This is a genomic window from Streptomyces sp. NPDC002206 (assembly GCF_053593595.1).
Genome location: NZ_JBSFCW010000011.1, coordinates 72,624 through 89,976, shown reverse-complemented (window position 1 = coordinate 89,976; position 17,353 = coordinate 72,624). Strand labels below are relative to the sequence as shown.

The window sequence follows — 17,353 nt, the reverse complement described above, 5'->3', positions numbered from 1 at the left end:
CGTCCACACATCACACAGCGGGGCCCGTACCGGTCGAATCCTCCGGTACAGGCCCCCGCTGCTCTGTGCCTGCCAGGTCAGAAGGCCTGGGCCCCCTGCGGCGTTCCAGGGGCGATGCCCAGCGCCGCCATGTACATCGACAGCACGAGCTTGCCGATCGCCGGGTACGCACCGAGCGGCTCGGCCGTCGCGCAGCCCGCCTCCTTCGCGGCGGCCTCCAGCAGCCCCTCCGTGATCTCGGGACCCACCAGGTACGGCGCCAGGGCCAGCTGCACCGAACCGGAGCCCGTCAGCTGCTCGGCGATCGACGCGACCGAACCCTCGACATCGAGGGCCGCGGCCATCACCGGCACCGCGAGCCGGGCAGCCAGCAGCATGCCGGTGATCCCGGCGGCCTGCACGGCCTCCTCGCCACCCACGGTGGCCAGCACGATGCCGTCGGCGGCCGTGGCCACGGTGAACAGCCTGGCGCGGTCGGCGCGGGCCAGACCGGCCTCGGAGAGGCGTACGTGCAGTGCCTCGGCCAGCAGCGGGTGCGGACCGAGCACATCGGTCAGCTCGACCTGCGCGCGGCTGTCCATGACGGCTTGGCGTATCCGCCGGATCAGGGCGCTGTCCGGTCCCGCGAGCAGCGGCACCACGACGGCGGCCGGGCCCTCGGGCTCGGCGACCTCACGGCCTGCGGCCTTCGCCTGCTCGTAGCGCGCGATGCGCTCGGCGGCAGCGTGCGCGAGCACGGAGGCGAGCGTGGGGTATTCGGCGTCGTCGCCGTCGAGATAACCGATCCGTGCATTGAGACCGGGCAGCTCGGACCGGGCAATGCTGATGACCTCTTCGGCCAGGCTGCGGGTGGCCGCGGAGGGGGTGCCGGGAACGGCAAGAACGAGCGCGGCAGCGCCCTCGGGTGCGACCACGGGCTCCGGGCGGCGGTGCCGTCCGGACTGGCGAGGTCGCGGCATTCGTACAGGCAGGCCGGAAGCGGGCCCAGTGGGGGTGCTCATGGCGCCGCATGCTACTGGTTTTGGGTGCCCCGCTGTTCGGGGAGGGCCCAATCGGGCGTTATCTGTCCGCTTTTATCCGATGAATGGCTTACCGGCCAACTGCCCTGTTCTGTCGGTCCTTACCGCCCCTCCTGTCCAGGCCCGTAGGCGGGTACGCACAGCATCGTCGGGTGCAGCGGCAGCCGCAGATCACCAGTGGCCAGCCCCTCGGCGATGCGTAGCGAACCTGTCAGCGGATCACCCGAACCGGGGACCGTCCGCGCCTGCGGCAGTTGTCGGGCGAGTTCTTCGCGCAGCGGTACGAGGAGCGGGTCGCCCATCCGGAACAAGCCGCCCGTCAGGGCCACTTCGCACGGCTCGTCGTCCGACCCGCGCTGCGGGCACACCGCCGCGGCCGCCTCCGCGATATGTCCGGCGGCGTCCCGCAGGATGCCCGCGGCGACCGGATCGTCCCCGGCGCACGCGGCGACCTCGGGGGCGAACGAGGCCAGCAGCGCGGGCCGGTCGGAACGCGGATAGAGCATGCCGGGCAGATCCGCCGCCGGACCGAACACCGCTTCCAGCCGGGCCAGCAGCGCGGCCGATCCGCCGCGCCTCCCGTCATGTGCGCGCATGGCGGCATCGAGGCCGGCCCGGCCGATCCAGGCGCCGCCGCCGCTGTCGCCCAGCAGGTGACCCCAGCCGTCGGCCCGGCGCCAGCTCGTCAGATCCGTGCCCAGCGCGATCATGCCCGTGCCGCCGGCGACGACCGCCCCCGGCCGCTGTCCGACCGCTCCGGCGTACGCGGTCACCGCATCGGCGGCCAGCGCCAGCAGTCGTACCCCGAGCGCGCTCTCCAGGGCCCCTGGAAGCTCGGCGCGCAGCTGGTCCCCCAGCGTCGCCATGCCGGCGGCGCCGATCGCCACGGCGGCGATGGTGGCGCCCTCGGCGGCCTGCTCCTGCTCGCCTGCCTGGGCACGCAGCTCCCGAGTGGCGGGAAGCAGCTGTTCCAGCAGGTGTCCGGCATCGATCCCGGCCGGTCCGGTACGCACCGGTGCGGCGCAGACCACCGTGGCCACCGGCTTCGCGGCCCCGACCACACCGAGCGCCACCCGCAACCCCGAACCGCCCGAGTCCACCCCGAGGACGTACGGCCCCGCGGCGGCGGTCACGGCAGCCGCCAGTCGACCGGTTGCGCTCCCTGGCGCTCCAGCAGTTCATTGGCCCGGCTGAACGGCCGGGAGCCGAAGAACCCGCGGTCCGCGGACATGGGGGAGGGATGCGAGGACTCGATGGCCGGGAAGTCGCCCAGCAACGGCAGCAGATTCCGGGCGTCACGCCCCCACAGGATCGACACCAGCGGTGTGCCCCGCGCCACCAGCGCCCGGATCGCCTGCTCGGTCACTTCCTCCCAGCCCTTGCCGCGGTGCGCCGCGGGCCGACGGGGCGCCGTGGTCAGCGCCCTGTTGAGCAGCAGCACCCCCTGCCGGGTCCAGGGCGTCAGGTCGCCGTTGGACGGTCGGGGCAGTCCCAGATCCGTGTGCAGCTCCCGGTAGATGTTCTCCAGGCTGCCCGGCAGCGGCCGCACATCAGGTGCCACCGAGAAGCTCAGCCCCACCGCATGTCCCGGCGTCGGGTAGGGGTCCTGACCGACGATCAGGACCCGCACCTCGTCGAAGGGCTGCTGGAACGCCCGCAGCACATTCGGCCCCGCGGGCAGGTAGGTTCGCCCCGCGGCGATCTCCGCGCGCAGGAAGTCGCCCATTGCGGCGATGCGTTCGGCCACGGGTTCCAGGGCCTGAGCCCAGCCCGGCTCGATGATCTCTTTCAACGGTCTTGCTGCCACGGGCCGCACTCTACTGCTCATACGACCGGACCGATCAACCGCCGATGGCCGTCGCCCGAACGCAGAGAACGTCCGGCAGATGCGAGGCGAGCTGTTCCCAGCTGTCCCCGTCGTCCCTGCTCGCGTACACCTCACCGTTGCGGTTGCCGAAGTAGACCCCGGCCGGGTCGGCGTTGTCCGTACAGAGCGCGTCACGCAGCACCGTGCCGTAATGCGTCTCTTCGGGCAGTCCGGCGGACAGCGGCTCCCAGCTGTTGCCGGCGTCGCTCGTGCGGAACACCCGGCAGCGGTGCTCGGCCGGGACGCGGTCGGCGTCGGCGTTGATCGGGAAGATGTACGCCGTCCGCGCCCGGTGCGGGTGGGCCGCAGCGGCGAAGCCGAAGTCGGACGGCAGCCCCTCGCCGATGTCCGTCCAGCTGTCCCCGGAGTCGTCGCTGCGGAACACACCCCAGTGGTTCTGCAGATAGAGCCGGTCCGGATCGACCGCGTCCCGGGCGACCTTGTGGACGCACTGACCGAACTCCGGGTTCGGATCCGGCAGGAAGACCGCCGACACCCCCTTGTTCGACGGGGCCCAGCTCGCACCGCCGTCCCTGGTGCGGAACACCCCGGCCGTGGAGACCGCGACGGTCACGTCCCGCGCATCCCTCGGATGGGTCAGGATCGTGTGGAGCCCCTCGCCGCCCCCGCCCGGCACCCACTTCGAACGCGTCGGATGCTCCCACAGCGGGCGGACCAGCTCGAACGACTCTCCGCGGTCCTCCGAACGGAAGAGCGCGGCCGGCTCCGTCCCCGCGTACACGACGTCGGGCGCCTCGGCCCCCGCCGGGTGCAGCTGCCAGACCCGCTCCAGCGAGGCACCGGTGAAAGGCGGGAATTTCACCGCCGGTTGCTGCGGCTCGACCCATGTCGCGCCCAGGTCGTCGGAGTGGAACACCGACGGCCCCCAGTGCGCACTGTCCCCTCCGACCAGCAGCCGGGGCACCGGGCCGCGGGTGTCGATGGCGATCGAGTAGATCGCCTGCGCATTGAAGTGCGGAGCGCCGAACTCCCAGGCGCCACCACGCCTTCGGCCGATGAAAAGTCCCTTACGGGTTCCCACAGTGAGCAGTACGTCGGTCATGACCGACCCCTTCCGAAACGCCTTTGTCGCGGACACGGGCCAGTCTGCACCCGGCCACTGACAGTGGTGTGCAGAGACGATGTCTGTGCAGGTCGGACGGGGGTGGCGGGCGAAGGGTGGACCTCCAGCAGGGGAGATGCGGCCGCACCCGCACGGGCCGTCTTGACCACCGTCCGGAGCGGGCCGTAGCGTGCGGTAGAAAGCGCTTGCCCCGCCGTCGATCCGGATCCAGGAGCACCCGTGGTGACCTTCGAAGGACTGCCCGGCGCCGTGGCCGTCTCCCACCTCCGGGTCTACGACTGGCCCACCGAGGACGGGCTGCGCGGGGGCACGCCCCACCTCCACCTGACCTGTTCCGAGGGGTATGTGGTGGTCGGCGGAGCCGGCTCCGTGCAGACCCTCACCACGTCCGGCTTCCGGCGGACGCCCCTGGCCGCCGGGTCCCTGGTGTGGTTCACCCCCGGCACGATCCACCGCCTCGTGAACGACGACGCCCTGCGCATCGTCGTCCTCATGCAGAACAGCGGACTGCCCGAAGCCGGGGACGCCGTTCTCACCCTTCCGCCCCGGTACCTGACGGACGCCGACACCTACCGCGCGGCGGCCGCACTCCGCGCAGACGCGGCAGAGCCGGAACAGGAACGCGCCGCCCGCGCCCGCCGCGATCTCGCCGTCGAGGGCTTTCTCGCGCTGCGCCGCGCCACCGAGGCCGGCGACCCCGAGCCGCTCGCCGCCTTCCACCGGGCGGCCGCCGCGCTCGTGAAGCATCGGACGGACGACTGGCGGGGGCGCTGGGAACAGGGCGCCGCCGCCGCATCCCGGGCAACCGGTGAACAGCTGGACTCCCTGGCGCAGGGGGACAGCGGCCATCTCGCCCGTGCCTGTGTGCACGCCGAACATCCGTCGGCGTACGGAAAGTTCGGGATGTGCGGCCGTCTCGATGTCTACGGCGGCTGAGTCCACGGCGGGCGGCGGCTCAGGCCGTGCTCACCGGGTGCGACCCACAGCTGGTGGGCGCTCTGCGGTGCTCCATGGCCTCCGGCGCTCCTGGTGGTGGGCTCAGAGCCCCAAGGCGTCGTCGGCCCACTCGAACGCCGCCGCTCCACCCGCGCCCGGTGTCTGTTCGGACCAGATGACCTTGCCCTCGGCGGTGTACCGGGTGCCCCAGCGGTCGGCGAACTGGGCGACGAGATACAGGCCGCGGCCGCCCTCGTCCGTCGTCGACGCATACCTCAGATGCGGTGCGGTGCTCCCGGAGTCGGACACTTCGCAGATCAGCGAGCGGTTGTGCAGCATCCGGACGCGGATCGGGGCGCCGCCGTAGCGGATGGCGTTGGTGACCAGCTCACTGAGGATCAGCTCGGTGGCGAAGATCTCTTCCTCCAGCCCCCGGTCGGTGAGCCACTGGGACACTTCCTTGCGGACCCCGGCGACGGCCGACGGGTCGGGCTCGATGTCCCATTCGCCGATGTGGGCGGGGGCGAAGATGCGCGTAGCGGCCACCAGGACGGCGGCGTCGTCACCCGGAGGGGTGGGCAGGAGCGCTGTGATCAGGTCGTCGCAGGTCTCCTCCGGAGTCCGGTGCTGTCCGGCCAGCGTGTCGCGCAACGTGTCGAGCCCGGTATCGAAATCCCGCTCGCGCGACTGGACGAGACCGTCGGTGTAGAGCACCAGACGGGTCCCCTCCGGCAGCGGCAACTCCACTGCCTCGAAAGGAAGTCCGCCGATGCCCAGAGGCAGGCCTGCCGGGACGTCGGGGAACTGCACCGTCCCGTCCGGCAGCACCAGGACGGGACCGGGATGGCCGGCCCGGGCAGCGGAGCAGGTGCCGGCCACCGGGTCGTAGACGGCGTACAGGCAGGTCGCCCCCGTGACCTCCGCACGCCCGCCGTCGGTGTGCTCCTCCTGGTCGATGCGCGCCACCAGTTCGTCGACGCGCGCGAGGAGTTCGTCGGCCGGCAGGTCCAGCGTGGAGAAATTGTGGACCGCGGTGCGCAGGCGGCCCATCGTCGCGGCGGCGTGCAGACCGTGCCCGACGACGTCACCGACGACCAGTGCGACACGGGCACCGGGCAGCGGAATGACATCGAACCAGTCGCCGCCCACCCCTGCCTGAGCCGGCAGATAGCGGCATGCGACGTCGAGAGCGTCCTGCTCGGGCAGGCCGCGGGGCAGCAGGCTGCGCTGCAGCGTCACCGCCATCTCGTGCTCGCGGGTGTAGCGGCGCGCGTTGTCGACACAGACGGCTGCCCGGGCGACCAGTTCCTCGGCGAACGTCAGATCGTCCTCGTCGAAGGGTTCCGGATTCTCCGCGCGCCAGAAGTTCGCCATGCCCAGGACCGCACCGCGGGCGTGCAGCGGAACGGAGAGCAGGGAGTGGACACCGTACGCGAGGATTTTCGCCGCCTGTCCGGGGTCGGGCCCCTGCCAGCGCGGCTCGGCGGACAGGTCCGGCACCAGCATCGTGTGCCCACTGATCAGGCCCAGGACCGGCGGGCTGGTGGGAACGAACCCGATGATCCTTCCGATCGGATGGAAGGGGTGGTCGCCGCGCACACCTGCCGCAGCCGTACGCCGCATGTCCAGCACGGTGCCGAGCGGCACCGACGGCTCCTCACCGCGCAGCACGGACTCGGCGAGGTCGACCGAGGCGAAGTCGGCGAAACGGGGGACCACCACTTCCGCCAGCTCCTTCGCGGTCCGGGTCACATCCAGGGTCGTCCCGATACGCGCGCCGGCCGCGTGGAGCAGAAGCAGCCGCCCCCGTACCTCTGCGGCCCGGCCGGCAAGGGCGGCCAGTTCCGTCGTGTCCCGCAGGGTCGCGACCGTTCCGGCAGGTCCGCCGTGTTCGTCGGTGGGCCGCAGATTGACGGCCAGCAGCCGGTCGCCGGCCACGCGCACCTCGTCGGATGCGACACGGCCGCAGGCGAGGAGTTCCGCGAGGGCGGGAGGCAGGCCGACATCCGTCATCGGATGCCCCTCGGCGTCCGCAGGCAGGCGCAGCAGCCGCCGGGCCTCGTCGTTGGCCAGCACCAGCCGTCCGTCGCCGTCGATGATGAGCACCCCTTCGCGGACGGAGTGCAGCACCGCGTCGTGATGCTCGTACAGGCGCGTCATCTCGGCGGGGTCGAGGCCGCGCGTCTGCCGCCGCAGACGTCGGCTGACCAGCGCCGCTCCGCCGGAGGTGAGGGCAAGTGCGGTCACCGCGGAGCCGGCCAGCACCGGCAGCTCGCGGTCGGCCATCTTGTTCACGTTCGTGACCTTGATGCCCACGGACACCAGGCCGGCGGTCGAGCCGTCGGCCCTCGGTACGGGCACCACCGAGTTCACGGCCGGCCCCCGGCTCCCCGGGAACGTCCGGGTGAAGCCGTGCCCGAGAACCGCCTCCTTGTACGGGCCGAGGATGTGCTTGCCGATCAGCGCGCGATCGGGGTGGGTGTAGCGGATACCGCGTGTGCTGGACACGACGACGTACTCGACGTGTGTGCTTTTCCGGACTTGTTCCGCGAGCGGCTCCAGCACGGCGGTGGGATCCGGGCCGTCCAGCGCCGTCACGATGCCCGGGGAGTGAGCGAACGTGACAGCGACGGCGTTCGAACGGCTTCGGGCTTCCTGAACGGCGGCGCGCCGGCCCTGCACCACGAGCGAGACCGCCGCCACGGCGACGAGCAGCACCACGAGCGCCAGCTCCAGAAGCAGCACCTGCCCGGCCACGGAGCGCACGCCGAGCAAGGTGTGGGAGCGCCCAGGGCGCGATGGTCGGAGCCCTGCCATATATCTGCCAAAGCCGCCCATAGCTCCTTTTTACCAGCTATGTCCATACAAGAATTCGCAGAGGATCGCTTGCGTGGGCAACGGGTGCGGCACCCCGGGGCGGGGCCGTCACAGCGCCCCTCCGGCAGATGGTGGCCCCTGCCGGCCCCTGTCCTCATCGGAGGCGCCGGTCCGCATGGCTGCCGCCCGCGGCCTGGTGGGCGGGCGGCCCACCCCCGCCACCGGGGCCGTCGTCCGCACCGCCCGCCACCTGCCCGCCCCGGACGAACGATCACCTCTGTCGTGAAACCGCTGGGGGCCCGGCCGCAGGTCGGACGAGACGTCAGAGGCGCGGGGCCGCCGTGCTGCTGCGCACCACCAGGTTGGTCGCGAGGTCGACCCGGGTGGTCGCGGGCTGCTGGCCCCGGCTGAGATCGAGGACCAGCCGGGCCGCGGTCTCAGCCATCTCGATGAGCGGCTGGCGCACCGTGGTGAGCGGCGGCCCGATCCACCGGGTGAGAGGCAGATCGTCGAAGCCGACGACGCTGAGGTCCTCCGGAATGCGCAGGCCCAGCTCGCGAGCGGCCTCGTAGACGCCGAGTGCCTGCAGGTCGTTTCCGGCGAAGATGGCGGTGGGTGGCTCGGGCAGCCGCAGGAGTTCCAGCCCCGCGGTGTAGCCGTCCTCGTGCGAGAACTCGCCCTCCCGGACCAGATCGGGATCGATGGGCAGCCCCGCGGTCTCCATGGCGGCCCGGTAGCCGTCGACCCGGGCTCGGCTGCACATCATCCGGGACGGGCCGCTGATGACACCGATCCGCCGGTGCCCGAGACCGGTCAGATGACGCGTGGCGGCCAGCCCGCCCTGCCAGTTCGTCGTTCCGACCGACGGCACGTCGTCACCCGGGTCGCCCGCCGGATCGACCACCGCGAAGGGGATGTTGCGGCTGGTCAGCTGGGCGCGCTGGGCCGCGGTCAGATCCGAAAGCACCAGGATCACGCCCACCGGCCGACGGGCCAGCACGCCGTCCACCCAGGTCTGGCCCGGTGTCAGCCGGCCGGCGCTCTCGGAGAGCACCAGGCTCAGCCCCTCCTCCCGGGCGACGTTCTCGACGCCCCGGACGACCTCCATGGCCCAGCCGCTGTCGAGCTCGTGGAAAACCAGATCGATCAGCTGCGACTGCGCCGTGGAACCCCGCCTGCGCCGGTAGCCGTGGAGCAGCAGCAACTCCTCCACCCTGGTGCGCGTACCGGGGGCGACGTCGGCTCGGCCGTTCAGCACTTTCGAAACTGTCGGTGCCGAGACTCCGGCCGCGCGAGCGATCTCCGCCAGCGTGGCGGTGCTCTGCGACGGCACGTCGGCAGACGCCTTCTCCTGTGGTGACTGGACCTTTGCAGGGCTCATGCAGGAATCGTAGCTTCATGCCGCTCGGATCGGGGAAGGGGTCAGGGTTCGGAAATTCCTCCCGCGAACCTCTTGACGTGCCCGAAACACGACCGTACGGTTCCGGCAACATTCGAAAGACACCCCGAAACATTCGACAGAGGTGCGGTCATGCGGTCGGGCATTTTCACTCAGGGCACGCGTACGGCGAGATGGACCGCAGCGGGTGCGGCCATGATAATGGCCGGTCTGCTGGCGGGTTGCGGTACGAGCGGGGGCAGCGGTAGCGACGGTGGAACCATCACCGCATACGTCTACGGCGATGACGCGGTCAAGGTTCAGCAGGCCGCGGTCACGAAGTTCAACAAGACCTCCAAGGTCAAGGTCAAGCTGGTGTCGGTCCCCGGCACCGACTACGTCAACAAGCTCCGCAGCGCAATGGGCTCGCCCAGCGCGCCGGACGTGTTCTTCAACTGGGGTGGCGGCTCGATCAAGCCGTACGTCGACGCGAAGCAGCTTGTCGACCTCACCTCCACCGTGAAGAACGACGCCACGCTCAAGGACGGATTCCTTCCGTCGATCATGACGGCGGGCAGTCTCGACGGGAAGATCTACGGCGTGCCGATGCGCGGCATGCAGCCCGTGATGCTCTTCTACAACAAGACGCTCTTCGCCGAGAACAAGCTCGAGGCCCCCAAGACCTGGGAGGACCTGCAGAACGCCATCACCACCTTCAAGGCCAAGGGCATCACGCCCTTCGCTCTCGGCGGCGCCGACAAGTGGCCCGAGCTGATGTGGATGGAGTACCTGCTCGACCGGATCGGCGGACCCGAGGTCTTCCAGAAGATCCAGAACGGCGACACCTCCGGCTGGGGCGACCCGGCGGTGCTGAAGGCGGCCCAGACCGTCAAGGAGCTCGTCGACCAGGGTGCCTTCGGCAAGAACTTCAACTCCGTCGACTACGGCAACGGTGGCGCGCCCACGCTCCTCAACAAGGGCAAGGCCGCCATGCACCTCATGGGCTCGTGGGAGTACTCGACCCAGCTGGGCAAGGCGCCGGAGTTCGCCAAGAAGGACCTCGGCTGGACCGCCTTCCCGACCGTGGCCGGCGGCGTCGGCGACGCGGCGGACGTGGTGGGCAACCCGACCAACTACTGGTCGATCAACGCGCGCACCAAGCACAAGGACGCCGCGATCGCCTTCCTGAAGACGATGGCCTCGCAGGAGTACGCCAAGGCCCTGGTCGACAACGGGGACATCCCCACCACGTCCAACGCGGCCTCGATGCTCAGCACGTCGCCCAACCCGCAGTTCGCCAACGACCAGTACAGCCTGGTCCAGAAGGCGCCCAGCTTCACGCTCTCGTGGGACCAGGCACTGGAGTCCCAGTACGCCACCCCGCTGCTCACCGAGCTCAGCAAGCTGTTCGCCGGCAAGTCCACCCCTGAGCAGTTCGTCGCAGCGATGAAGGCCGTCAAGTAAGCATGTCCCACCACACTCCGCACGTGAAGACGCGTGGGGGCAGGAAGACGGCCGTCGGCAACGTCGGCCGTCCTCCGGTCAGCTGGGCTCTGCCCGGCATCCTCTTCTTCGCCGTCTTCGCGATCGTCCCGCTGGCGATCGCCGTCTACCTCTCCTTCTGCCAGTGGGACGGGTTGAACTCCCCGACCCCGACGGGCCTGGACAACTGGACCCGGCTGTTCAAGGACCCGGAATTCCGCCAGGCCGCCTGGCTGAGCATTCTGCTGACCACCATCAGCTGGGCCTTCCAGACCCCTGTGGCACTGCTCCTCGGTGTCTGGGCGGCGGGCCGGCAGCGCAGCAGGGCCGTGCTCTCCGCGGTCTTCTTCATCCCGCTGCTGCTCTCGACCACCGCCATCGCCATGCTCTTCCACGCCCTGCTGGACCCCAACTTCGGCGTGATCACGGAGATAGGGCCCTGGTTCGGGATCGACCCGAACATCATGGGCTCCTCCACCGGTGCCCTGCTCACCGTGGCGTTCGTCGGCGGCTGGCAGTTCATGCCGTTCCACACGCTGATCTACCAGGGCGGCGCCCGGCAGGTACCCGAGGTGCTGTACCAGGCGGCCGAAATGGATGGCGCCGGCATGTTCCGGCAGTTCTTCCACATCACTCTGCCGCAGCTGCGCCACACCATCACGACCTCGTCGGTTCTGATGATCGTCGGCTCGCTGACGTACTTCGACACCGTGCTGATCATGACCAAGGGCGGTCCCGGCACGGACACCACGGTCCTGCCGTATCTGATGTACCGGACCGGCTTCCAGACCTATGACCTCGGCTATGCCGCGGCGATCGCCACGGCCCTGGTCGTGGTGGCCACCGCCCTGTCGCTGATCCTGGTCCGCTTCAGCGGCTTCGGGAACATGCGGTCCACCCGGGAAGGTATGTGACGAGATGTCAATCGACACCCGCCCCGAGGCGCCGGCCATGTCGCCCGTGATCCGACGCCATGGGGCCGCCTCCCGCCGCAGTAAGCGCTGGGGCAACCCGCTGGCCGGTCTGGGCTCGCTGGTCTGGCTCATCATCGTGGTCGTACCGCTCTACACGCTGATCTCCTCGTCGCTGATGCACCAGGACGAGGCGCTCAACGGCGACCCGCTGGCCTTCCCCACCCACCCGACGCTCGACAACTACAACACCGTGCTGCACAGCGGCTTCTCCACGATGCTCGTCAACACGGCGATCGTCGCCGCGTCCACGGTGGCCATCGTGCTGCTGCTCGCGGTGCCCGTCGCCTACGTGGCAGTGCGCACCCGCAGCCGGCTCTCCTCACTCGCCTTCCGGACCTTCCTGCTCGGCGTGGCGATCCCGGCGCAGGCGGTGATCGTGCCGCTGTATCTGCTCATCGGCAAGATGGGGCTCTACGACACCCTGCCCGCGATCATCCTGCCGACCGCCGCTTTCGCGATGCCGGTGGCGGTACTGGTGCTCAGCGGCACCATGCGCGATGTCTCCGAGGAGATGTACGAGGCGATGGCGCTCGACGGCGCCTCGCCCCTGCGGATGCTGTGGCAGCTGGCGATCCCGATGTCCAAGGCCGGCATCAGCACGGTGGCGATCTACACGGCGCTCCAGGCGTGGAACGGCTTCCTCTTCCCGCTGATCCTGACGCAGTCGGAGGAGAACCGGGTGCTGACCCTCGGTCTCTTCAACTTCATGACCCAGTTCGGAGTCAACATCCCCGCCGTTCTGGCCGCGATCGTCCTCTCCGTCGTACCCATCTTCGCCGTCTACCTCGTGGCACGGAAGGCGCTGATCAACGGACTGATGGGGGTGGGCGGCAAGTAACACACCCACGCCGCCCCGCACCACCGTACTCATGAGAGGAACCCCTGCCCCATGGCAATCCCCCCTGCCCCGCATGCCCACCAGGCCTCCCGGCCCACCGCCGTCGACGGCCCGTGGCGCGACCCTTCACTCACCCCCGAGACACGGGTGGCCGACCTCGTCGCCCGGATGACGCTGGAGGAGAAGGCCGCGCAGCTGTACGGAGTCTGGGTGGGCGCCGACGCGGACGGTGACGGGGTCGCACCGCACCAGAACGACATGGTCGACCCGGTCGACTGGGACGAGCTCACCACCCGCGGCCTCGGCCAGCTGACCAGGCCGTTCGGTACCGCCCCGGTGGACCCCGGCGTCGGCGCCGTCTCCCTGGCCCGCGCCCAGGAGCGGATCGTGGAGGCCGGACGGTTCGGTATCCCGGCGCTCGCCCACGAGGAGTGCCTTGCGGGCTTCACCGCCTGGGGCGCCACCGCCTACCCCGTCCCGCTGTCCTGGGGCGCCGCCTGGAACCCCGAGCTGGTCACCGAGATGGCTCACCGCATCGGCCGCGACATGCGGTCGGTGGGCATCCACCAGGGGCTGGCACCCGTCCTCGACGTGGTGCGCGACCTGCGCTGGGGCCGAGTGGAGGAGACCATCGGCGAGGACCCGTACCTGGTCGCCACCATCGGCACCGCGTACGTCCGCGGCCTGGAATCCGCCGGGATCGTCGCCACTCTCAAGCACTTCGCCGGATACGCCGCCTCGGCGGGCGCCCGCAACCTGGCTCCGGTCCGGGCCGGTGCGCGCGAGATGGCCGACGTCATCCTCCCGCCCTTCGAGATGGCGCTGCGGGAAGGGGGTGCCCGCTCGGTGATGCACTCGTACGCCGAGATCGACGGCGTGCCCGCGGCGGCCGACCCGGCGCTGCTCACCGAGCTGCTCAGGGACACCTGGGGGTTCGACGGCACCGTCGTCGCCGACTACTTCGGCATCGGCTTCCTGGAGACACTGCACAAGGTCGCCTCGGACCGTGGCGACGCCGCCCGCCTCGCACTGAGCGCCGGGGTCGACGTGGAACTGCCCACCGTCCGCAGTTACGGCGATGCGCTCGTCGCCGCCGTACGCGACGGCTCCGTGGCCGAGGAGCTGGTCGACCGGGCACTGAACCGGGTCCTGCTGCAGAAGTGCGAACTCGGACTGCTCGACCCGGAATGGTCGCCGCTGCCGGCCGTGCTGATCGGGACGGACCCCGAGCAGGCGCGTGCCACGGTGGACCTCGACCCGCCGGAGAACCGGGCACTCGCCCGGCAGCTGGCCGAGCAGGCCGTCGTGCTGCTCGCCAACCCCGGCGACGTGCTGCCGATGCGCGGCGACGGCCGGATCGCCGTCGTCGGGCCACGCGCCGACGACGCCCTGGCCATGCTCGGCTGCTACTCCTTCCCCAGCCACGTGGGGGTCTCGCACCCCGAGGCGCCGGTGGGCATCGACATTCCGACCGTCCTCGAAGCGCTGCGAGGGGAGTTCCCCGGCGCGGACATCGGCTCGGCGGCCGGCTGCGACGTGGACGGCACGGACACCTCCGGCATCGAGGCGGCGGCCGAACTCGCCCGCCACAGCGATGTGTGCGTCGCCGTGCTCGGCGACCGGGCCGGGCTGTTCGGCCGCGGCACCTCCGGTGAGGGCTGCGACGCCGCCGACCTCGCCCTGCCCGGTGTCCAGGGCGAGCTGCTCGACGCACTGCTGGCCACCGGAACCCCGGTGATCCTGGTGCTGCTGACGGGCCGTCCGTATGCGCTGGGCCGCTGGGCGGACCGGACGGCTGCCACCGTGCAGGCGTTCTTTCCCGGCGAGGAGGGCGGTCCGGCACTGGCCGGTGTGCTCTCCGGCCGGGTGAACCCCTCCGGTCGGCTGCCGGTCGGTGTGCCGCACGGCCCGGGCGGCCAGCCGTGGACGTATCTGCAACCGCCGCTGGGGCTGGCGAGCGGGGTCAGCAACCTGGACCCGACGCCGCTCTACCCCTTCGGACACGGCCTGTCGTACACCTCGTTCGAGTGGGAGGCCGGGGCCGCCGCCCCGGCCGAGCTCCCCACCGACGGCTCCACCGACATCGAACTCACCGTCCGCAACAGCGGGGACCGTGCAGGCGCCGAGGTGGTGCAGCTCTACGTGCACGACCCGGTCGCCCAGACCACCCGCCCGGAGTCGCGGCTGATCGGGTATGCCCGGGTGCAGCTCGCCGCCGGGCAGGCCCGACGCGTGCGGTTCCACTTCCATGCCGATCTGGTGTCCTTCACCGGTATCGGCGGCCGACGGATCGTCGAACCCGGCGATCTCGAACTGCGGCTCGCGACATCCAGCGCGGCCGACGACGTCAAGCAGACCGTGAAGCTACGGCTCACCGGTCCCGAGCGCCCGGTCGATCACCGGCGCCGCCTCGTCTGCGACACGTCGATCGAACTGATCTGAATCCGCCCTTACTTGAGGGCCCGGGCCTCCCCGCTCCAGCTGCGGGGAGGATCCCGAAACTTTCGACCCGGTACATCCATCGAAGGGACATGTCATGCGCAAGGCAACTCAGGCTGCCGTCGTCGGCACCGCCGCCGCAGCCCTGCTGGTCTCCACGTTCACTGTCGCCGCCAGCGCCGCCCCCGAGAACGCCGCCCACCACACCAAGCCGAAGAGCGACGCCGCGGTCAAGACTCTCAGCGCCCTCGGCAAGCGCGCCGACCTGCGGATCGGCACGGCGGTCGACATGTCGGCGCTCGCCTCCGACGCGACCTACCGGGCCAAGGCCGCGGGGGAGTTCTCCTCGGTCACCCCGGAGAACGTCATGAAGTGGGAGGCCGTCGAGCCGCAGCGCGGCACGTACAACTGGGCTCCCGCCGACGAGCTGGTGGACTTCGCCAAGGAGAACGGCCAGCTGGTCCGGGGCCACACCCTGGTCTGGCACAGCCAGCTGCCCGCCTGGTTGAACAACGGTGACTTCACGGCCGACGAGCTGCGGGAGATCCTGCACAAGCACATCACCGACGAGGTGACCCACTTCAAGGGCAAGATCTGGCAGTGGGACGTCGTCAACGAGGCGTTCAACGACGACGGCACCATGCGCAACAGCATCTGGCTGCAGAAGCTCGGCCCCGGCTACATCGCCGACGCCTTCCGCTGGGCGCACCAGGCCGACCCCAAGGCCACGCTCTTCATCAACGACTACAACATCGAAGGCGTCAACGCGAAGAGCACCGCCCTCTACGACCTCGTCGCACAGCTCCGTAAGGAGCACGTGCCGGTTCACGGCGTCGGCATCCAGGGACACCTGGACGTCCAGTACAGCGCCCCGCACGACATTGCCACCAACATGAAGCGCTTCGACGACCTCGGTCTGGAGACCGCGATCACCGAGGCCGACGTCCGCATCCCGATGCCCGCCGACAACACCGAGCTGGAGGCGCAGGCGGAGGCCTACGACGTACTGCTGCGGGGCTGCCTGCTGACCGAGCACTGCACCGACTTCACGGTGTGGGGCTTCACCGACAAGTACTCCTGGGTACCCGGCGTCTTCACGGGCGAGGGCGCGGCGAACATCCTCGACGAGAACTACAAGGCCAAGGCCGCGTACAACGCGATGAGCCAGGACCTGACGCTGGCCGCGGGCAGGGACTGAAAGCACACATGATCAACAGCACAGTGGAGGCAGCGCAGTGACGGACGGCCTCCGGATCCATGCAGTGAAGATCACCCCGGTCGCCTTCCGTGACCCGGCGCTGCTCAACGCGGTCGGCGTGCACGAACCGTACGCCCTGCGTGCGATCGTCGAGGTGGACACCGGCGAAGGCCTCGTCGGCCTCGGCGAGACCTATGCCGACGAAGGTCATCTGCGCCGGCTGCGGGCGGCTGCGGACGCCCTCGTCGGAATGGACGTGTACGCGCTCGGTGCCATGCACCGCAAGGCCGCCGAAGTCCTGTCCTCGGACAACGGGGTCGGCGGTTCCGGACTGACCGGGATGATCACCACCAGCAGCGCCGTGGACCGGGCGTTCTCCCCGTTCGAAGTGGCCTGCCTGGACCTCCAGGGCAAGGCTGCCGGTCGCCCGGTCAGCGACCTGCTCGGCGGAGCGGTACGCGAATCCGTGCCGTTCAGCGCGTACCTCTTCTACAAGTGGGCCGCGCACCCGGGACAGGAGCCGGACGACTGGGGGGCGGCACTGGATCCGGAGGCCATCGTCGCCCAGGCGCGCCGGATGATCTCCGAGTACGGCTTCACCGCGATCAAGCTCAAGGGCGGTGTCCGGCCGCCCGAGGAGGAGGTCGAGGCGGTCCTCGCACTGCGCGAGGCCTTCCCCGACGTTCCGCTGCGGCTCGATCCCAACGCGGCATGGAGCGTGGAGACTTCGGTCGAGGTGGCCCGCCGGCTCGAGGGTGTCCTCGAGTACCTGGAGGACCCGACGCCCGAGCTGGACGGCATGGCACAGGTGGCCAGGCAGACGCCGATCCCGCTGGCCACCAACATGTGCGTCGTCGCATTCGAGCATCTGGCGCCCGCGGTCGAACAGGGGTCGGTCCAGGTGGTGCTCTCCGACCACCACTACTGGGGCGGCCTGCACCGCTCCAAGCTGCTCTCCGGCATCTGCGACAACTTCGCCATGGGGCTGTCCATGCACTCCAACTCGCATCTGGGGATCAGTCTGGCCGCGATGACCCATCTGGCGGCCGCCACGCCGAACCTCACCTACGCCTGCGACACCCACTGGCCGTGGAAGACCGAGGAAGTCGTGGAACCGGGCGCGCTGACATTCACCGACGGGGCCGTGCGGGTTCCGAAGGGGCCGGGGCTCGGCGTCGAACTCGACCGCGACTCGCTCGCCCGCCTGCACGAGCAGTACCTCGACTGCGGTCTGCGCAACCGGGACGACACCGGTTACATGCAGCGGATCGACCCCCACTACGAGAAGAAGACTCCGCGCTGGTGAGCCGCGGCGGCCGTC

Annotated in this window: 13 protein-coding genes; 7 read left to right on the top strand and 6 right to left on the bottom strand. The window is 70.4% G+C overall.

What is annotated here, in order from left to right; all coding sequences use genetic code 11:
- Positions 1–77 precede the first annotated feature (77 nt).
- From ACWCP8_RS21605 to ACWCP8_RS21590, 4 genes are all read right to left on the bottom strand, one after another.
- Complete coding sequence (locus tag ACWCP8_RS21605; protein ID WP_352268173.1) at positions 78–1,001, bottom strand: sirohydrochlorin chelatase; 924 nt, start codon at positions 999–1,001, stop codon at positions 78–80.
- Positions 1,002–1,120: 119 nt separating this feature from the next.
- Positions 1,121–2,152, bottom strand: a complete 1,032-nt coding sequence (locus tag ACWCP8_RS21600) for an N-acetylglucosamine kinase (protein ID WP_352268172.1) — start codon at positions 2,150–2,152, stop codon at positions 1,121–1,123.
- Positions 2,149–2,826, bottom strand: a complete 678-nt coding sequence (locus ACWCP8_RS21595) for a uracil-DNA glycosylase (RefSeq protein ID WP_352268171.1) — start codon at positions 2,824–2,826, stop codon at positions 2,149–2,151. The genes ACWCP8_RS21600 and ACWCP8_RS21595 overlap by 4 nt, the downstream gene beginning before the upstream one ends.
- Before the next feature lie 34 nt (positions 2,827–2,860).
- Positions 2,861–3,949, bottom strand: coding sequence for a WD40/YVTN/BNR-like repeat-containing protein (locus ACWCP8_RS21590; RefSeq protein WP_451117531.1), 1,089 nt, complete (start codon positions 3,947–3,949; stop codon positions 2,861–2,863).
- Positions 3,950–4,189: 240 nt separating this feature from the next.
- Between ACWCP8_RS21590 and ACWCP8_RS21585 the strand changes: the two genes are divergently transcribed.
- Entirely contained in the window at positions 4,190–4,906 is a 717-nt protein-coding gene (locus ACWCP8_RS21585) for a cupin domain-containing protein (protein WP_451117529.1), read from the top strand.
- A 102-nt stretch (positions 4,907–5,008) separates the two neighbouring features.
- Here the strand turns inward: ACWCP8_RS21585 and ACWCP8_RS21580 are convergent, their stop codons facing one another.
- Complete coding sequence (locus ACWCP8_RS21580) at positions 5,009–7,723, bottom strand: SpoIIE family protein phosphatase (protein WP_352268168.1); 2,715 nt, start codon at positions 7,721–7,723, stop codon at positions 5,009–5,011.
- A gap of 322 nt (positions 7,724–8,045) precedes the next feature.
- The gene (locus ACWCP8_RS21575) at positions 8,046–9,104 is read right to left on the bottom strand and encodes a LacI family DNA-binding transcriptional regulator (RefSeq protein ID WP_326602125.1); all 1,059 of its coding nucleotides are present in this window, start codon (positions 9,102–9,104) and stop codon (positions 8,046–8,048) included.
- A 213-nt stretch (positions 9,105–9,317) separates the two neighbouring features.
- Between ACWCP8_RS21575 and ACWCP8_RS21570 the strand changes: the two genes are divergently transcribed.
- The 6 genes from ACWCP8_RS21570 (at position 9,318) to ACWCP8_RS21545 (ending at position 17,338) form a co-directional block, all read left to right on the top strand.
- The gene (locus ACWCP8_RS21570; protein WP_451117526.1) at positions 9,318–10,565 is read left to right on the top strand and encodes an extracellular solute-binding protein; all 1,248 of its coding nucleotides are present in this window, start codon (positions 9,318–9,320) and stop codon (positions 10,563–10,565) included.
- A gap of 2 nt (positions 10,566–10,567) precedes the next feature.
- Positions 10,568–11,497, top strand: a complete 930-nt coding sequence (locus ACWCP8_RS21565) for a carbohydrate ABC transporter permease (protein ID WP_352268165.1) — start codon at positions 10,568–10,570, stop codon at positions 11,495–11,497.
- A 4-nt stretch (positions 11,498–11,501) separates the two neighbouring features.
- On the top strand, positions 11,502–12,395 hold the full coding sequence (locus ACWCP8_RS21560) for a carbohydrate ABC transporter permease (RefSeq protein WP_352268163.1): 894 nt from the start codon (positions 11,502–11,504) through the stop codon (positions 12,393–12,395).
- A gap of 51 nt (positions 12,396–12,446) precedes the next feature.
- A complete protein-coding gene (locus ACWCP8_RS21555; RefSeq protein ID WP_352268162.1) occupies positions 12,447–14,837 on the top strand; it encodes a beta-xylosidase/alpha-l-arabinosidase in 2,391 nt (796 codons plus the stop codon).
- 94 nt (positions 14,838–14,931) lie between these two features.
- Positions 14,932–16,032 (top strand): endo-1,4-beta-xylanase, encoded by a 1,101-nt coding sequence (locus tag ACWCP8_RS21550; protein ID WP_352268161.1) that lies wholly within the window; start codon positions 14,932–14,934, stop codon positions 16,030–16,032.
- A gap of 37 nt (positions 16,033–16,069) precedes the next feature.
- Entirely contained in the window at positions 16,070–17,338 is a 1,269-nt protein-coding gene (locus tag ACWCP8_RS21545) for a glucarate dehydratase family protein (protein WP_451117523.1), read from the top strand.
- Positions 17,339–17,353: the final 15 nt, after the last annotated feature.

Bases quoted from the DNA above. Each gene is read 5' to 3' on its own strand.
- ACWCP8_RS21605 (WP_352268173.1), bottom strand. From the start codon at position 1,001: ATGAGCACCCCCACTGGGCCCGCTTCCGGCCTGCCTGTACGAATGCCG.
- ACWCP8_RS21590 (WP_451117531.1), bottom strand. From the start codon at position 3,949: ATGACCGACGTACTGCTCACTGTGGGAACCCGTAAGGGACTTTTCATC.
- ACWCP8_RS21580 (WP_352268168.1), bottom strand. From the start codon at position 7,723: ATGGCAGGGCTCCGACCATCGCGCCCTGGGCGCTCCCACACCTTGCTC.
- ACWCP8_RS21575 (WP_326602125.1), bottom strand. From the start codon at position 9,104: ATGAGCCCTGCAAAGGTCCAGTCACCACAGGAGAAGGCGTCTGCCGAC.
- ACWCP8_RS21570 (WP_451117526.1), top strand. From the start codon at position 9,318: ATGATAATGGCCGGTCTGCTGGCGGGTTGCGGTACGAGCGGGGGCAGC.
- ACWCP8_RS21565 (WP_352268165.1), top strand. From the start codon at position 10,568: ATGTCCCACCACACTCCGCACGTGAAGACGCGTGGGGGCAGGAAGACG.
- ACWCP8_RS21560 (WP_352268163.1), top strand. From the start codon at position 11,502: ATGTCAATCGACACCCGCCCCGAGGCGCCGGCCATGTCGCCCGTGATC.
- ACWCP8_RS21555 (WP_352268162.1), top strand. From the start codon at position 12,447: ATGGCAATCCCCCCTGCCCCGCATGCCCACCAGGCCTCCCGGCCCACC.
- ACWCP8_RS21550 (WP_352268161.1), top strand. From the start codon at position 14,932: ATGCGCAAGGCAACTCAGGCTGCCGTCGTCGGCACCGCCGCCGCAGCC.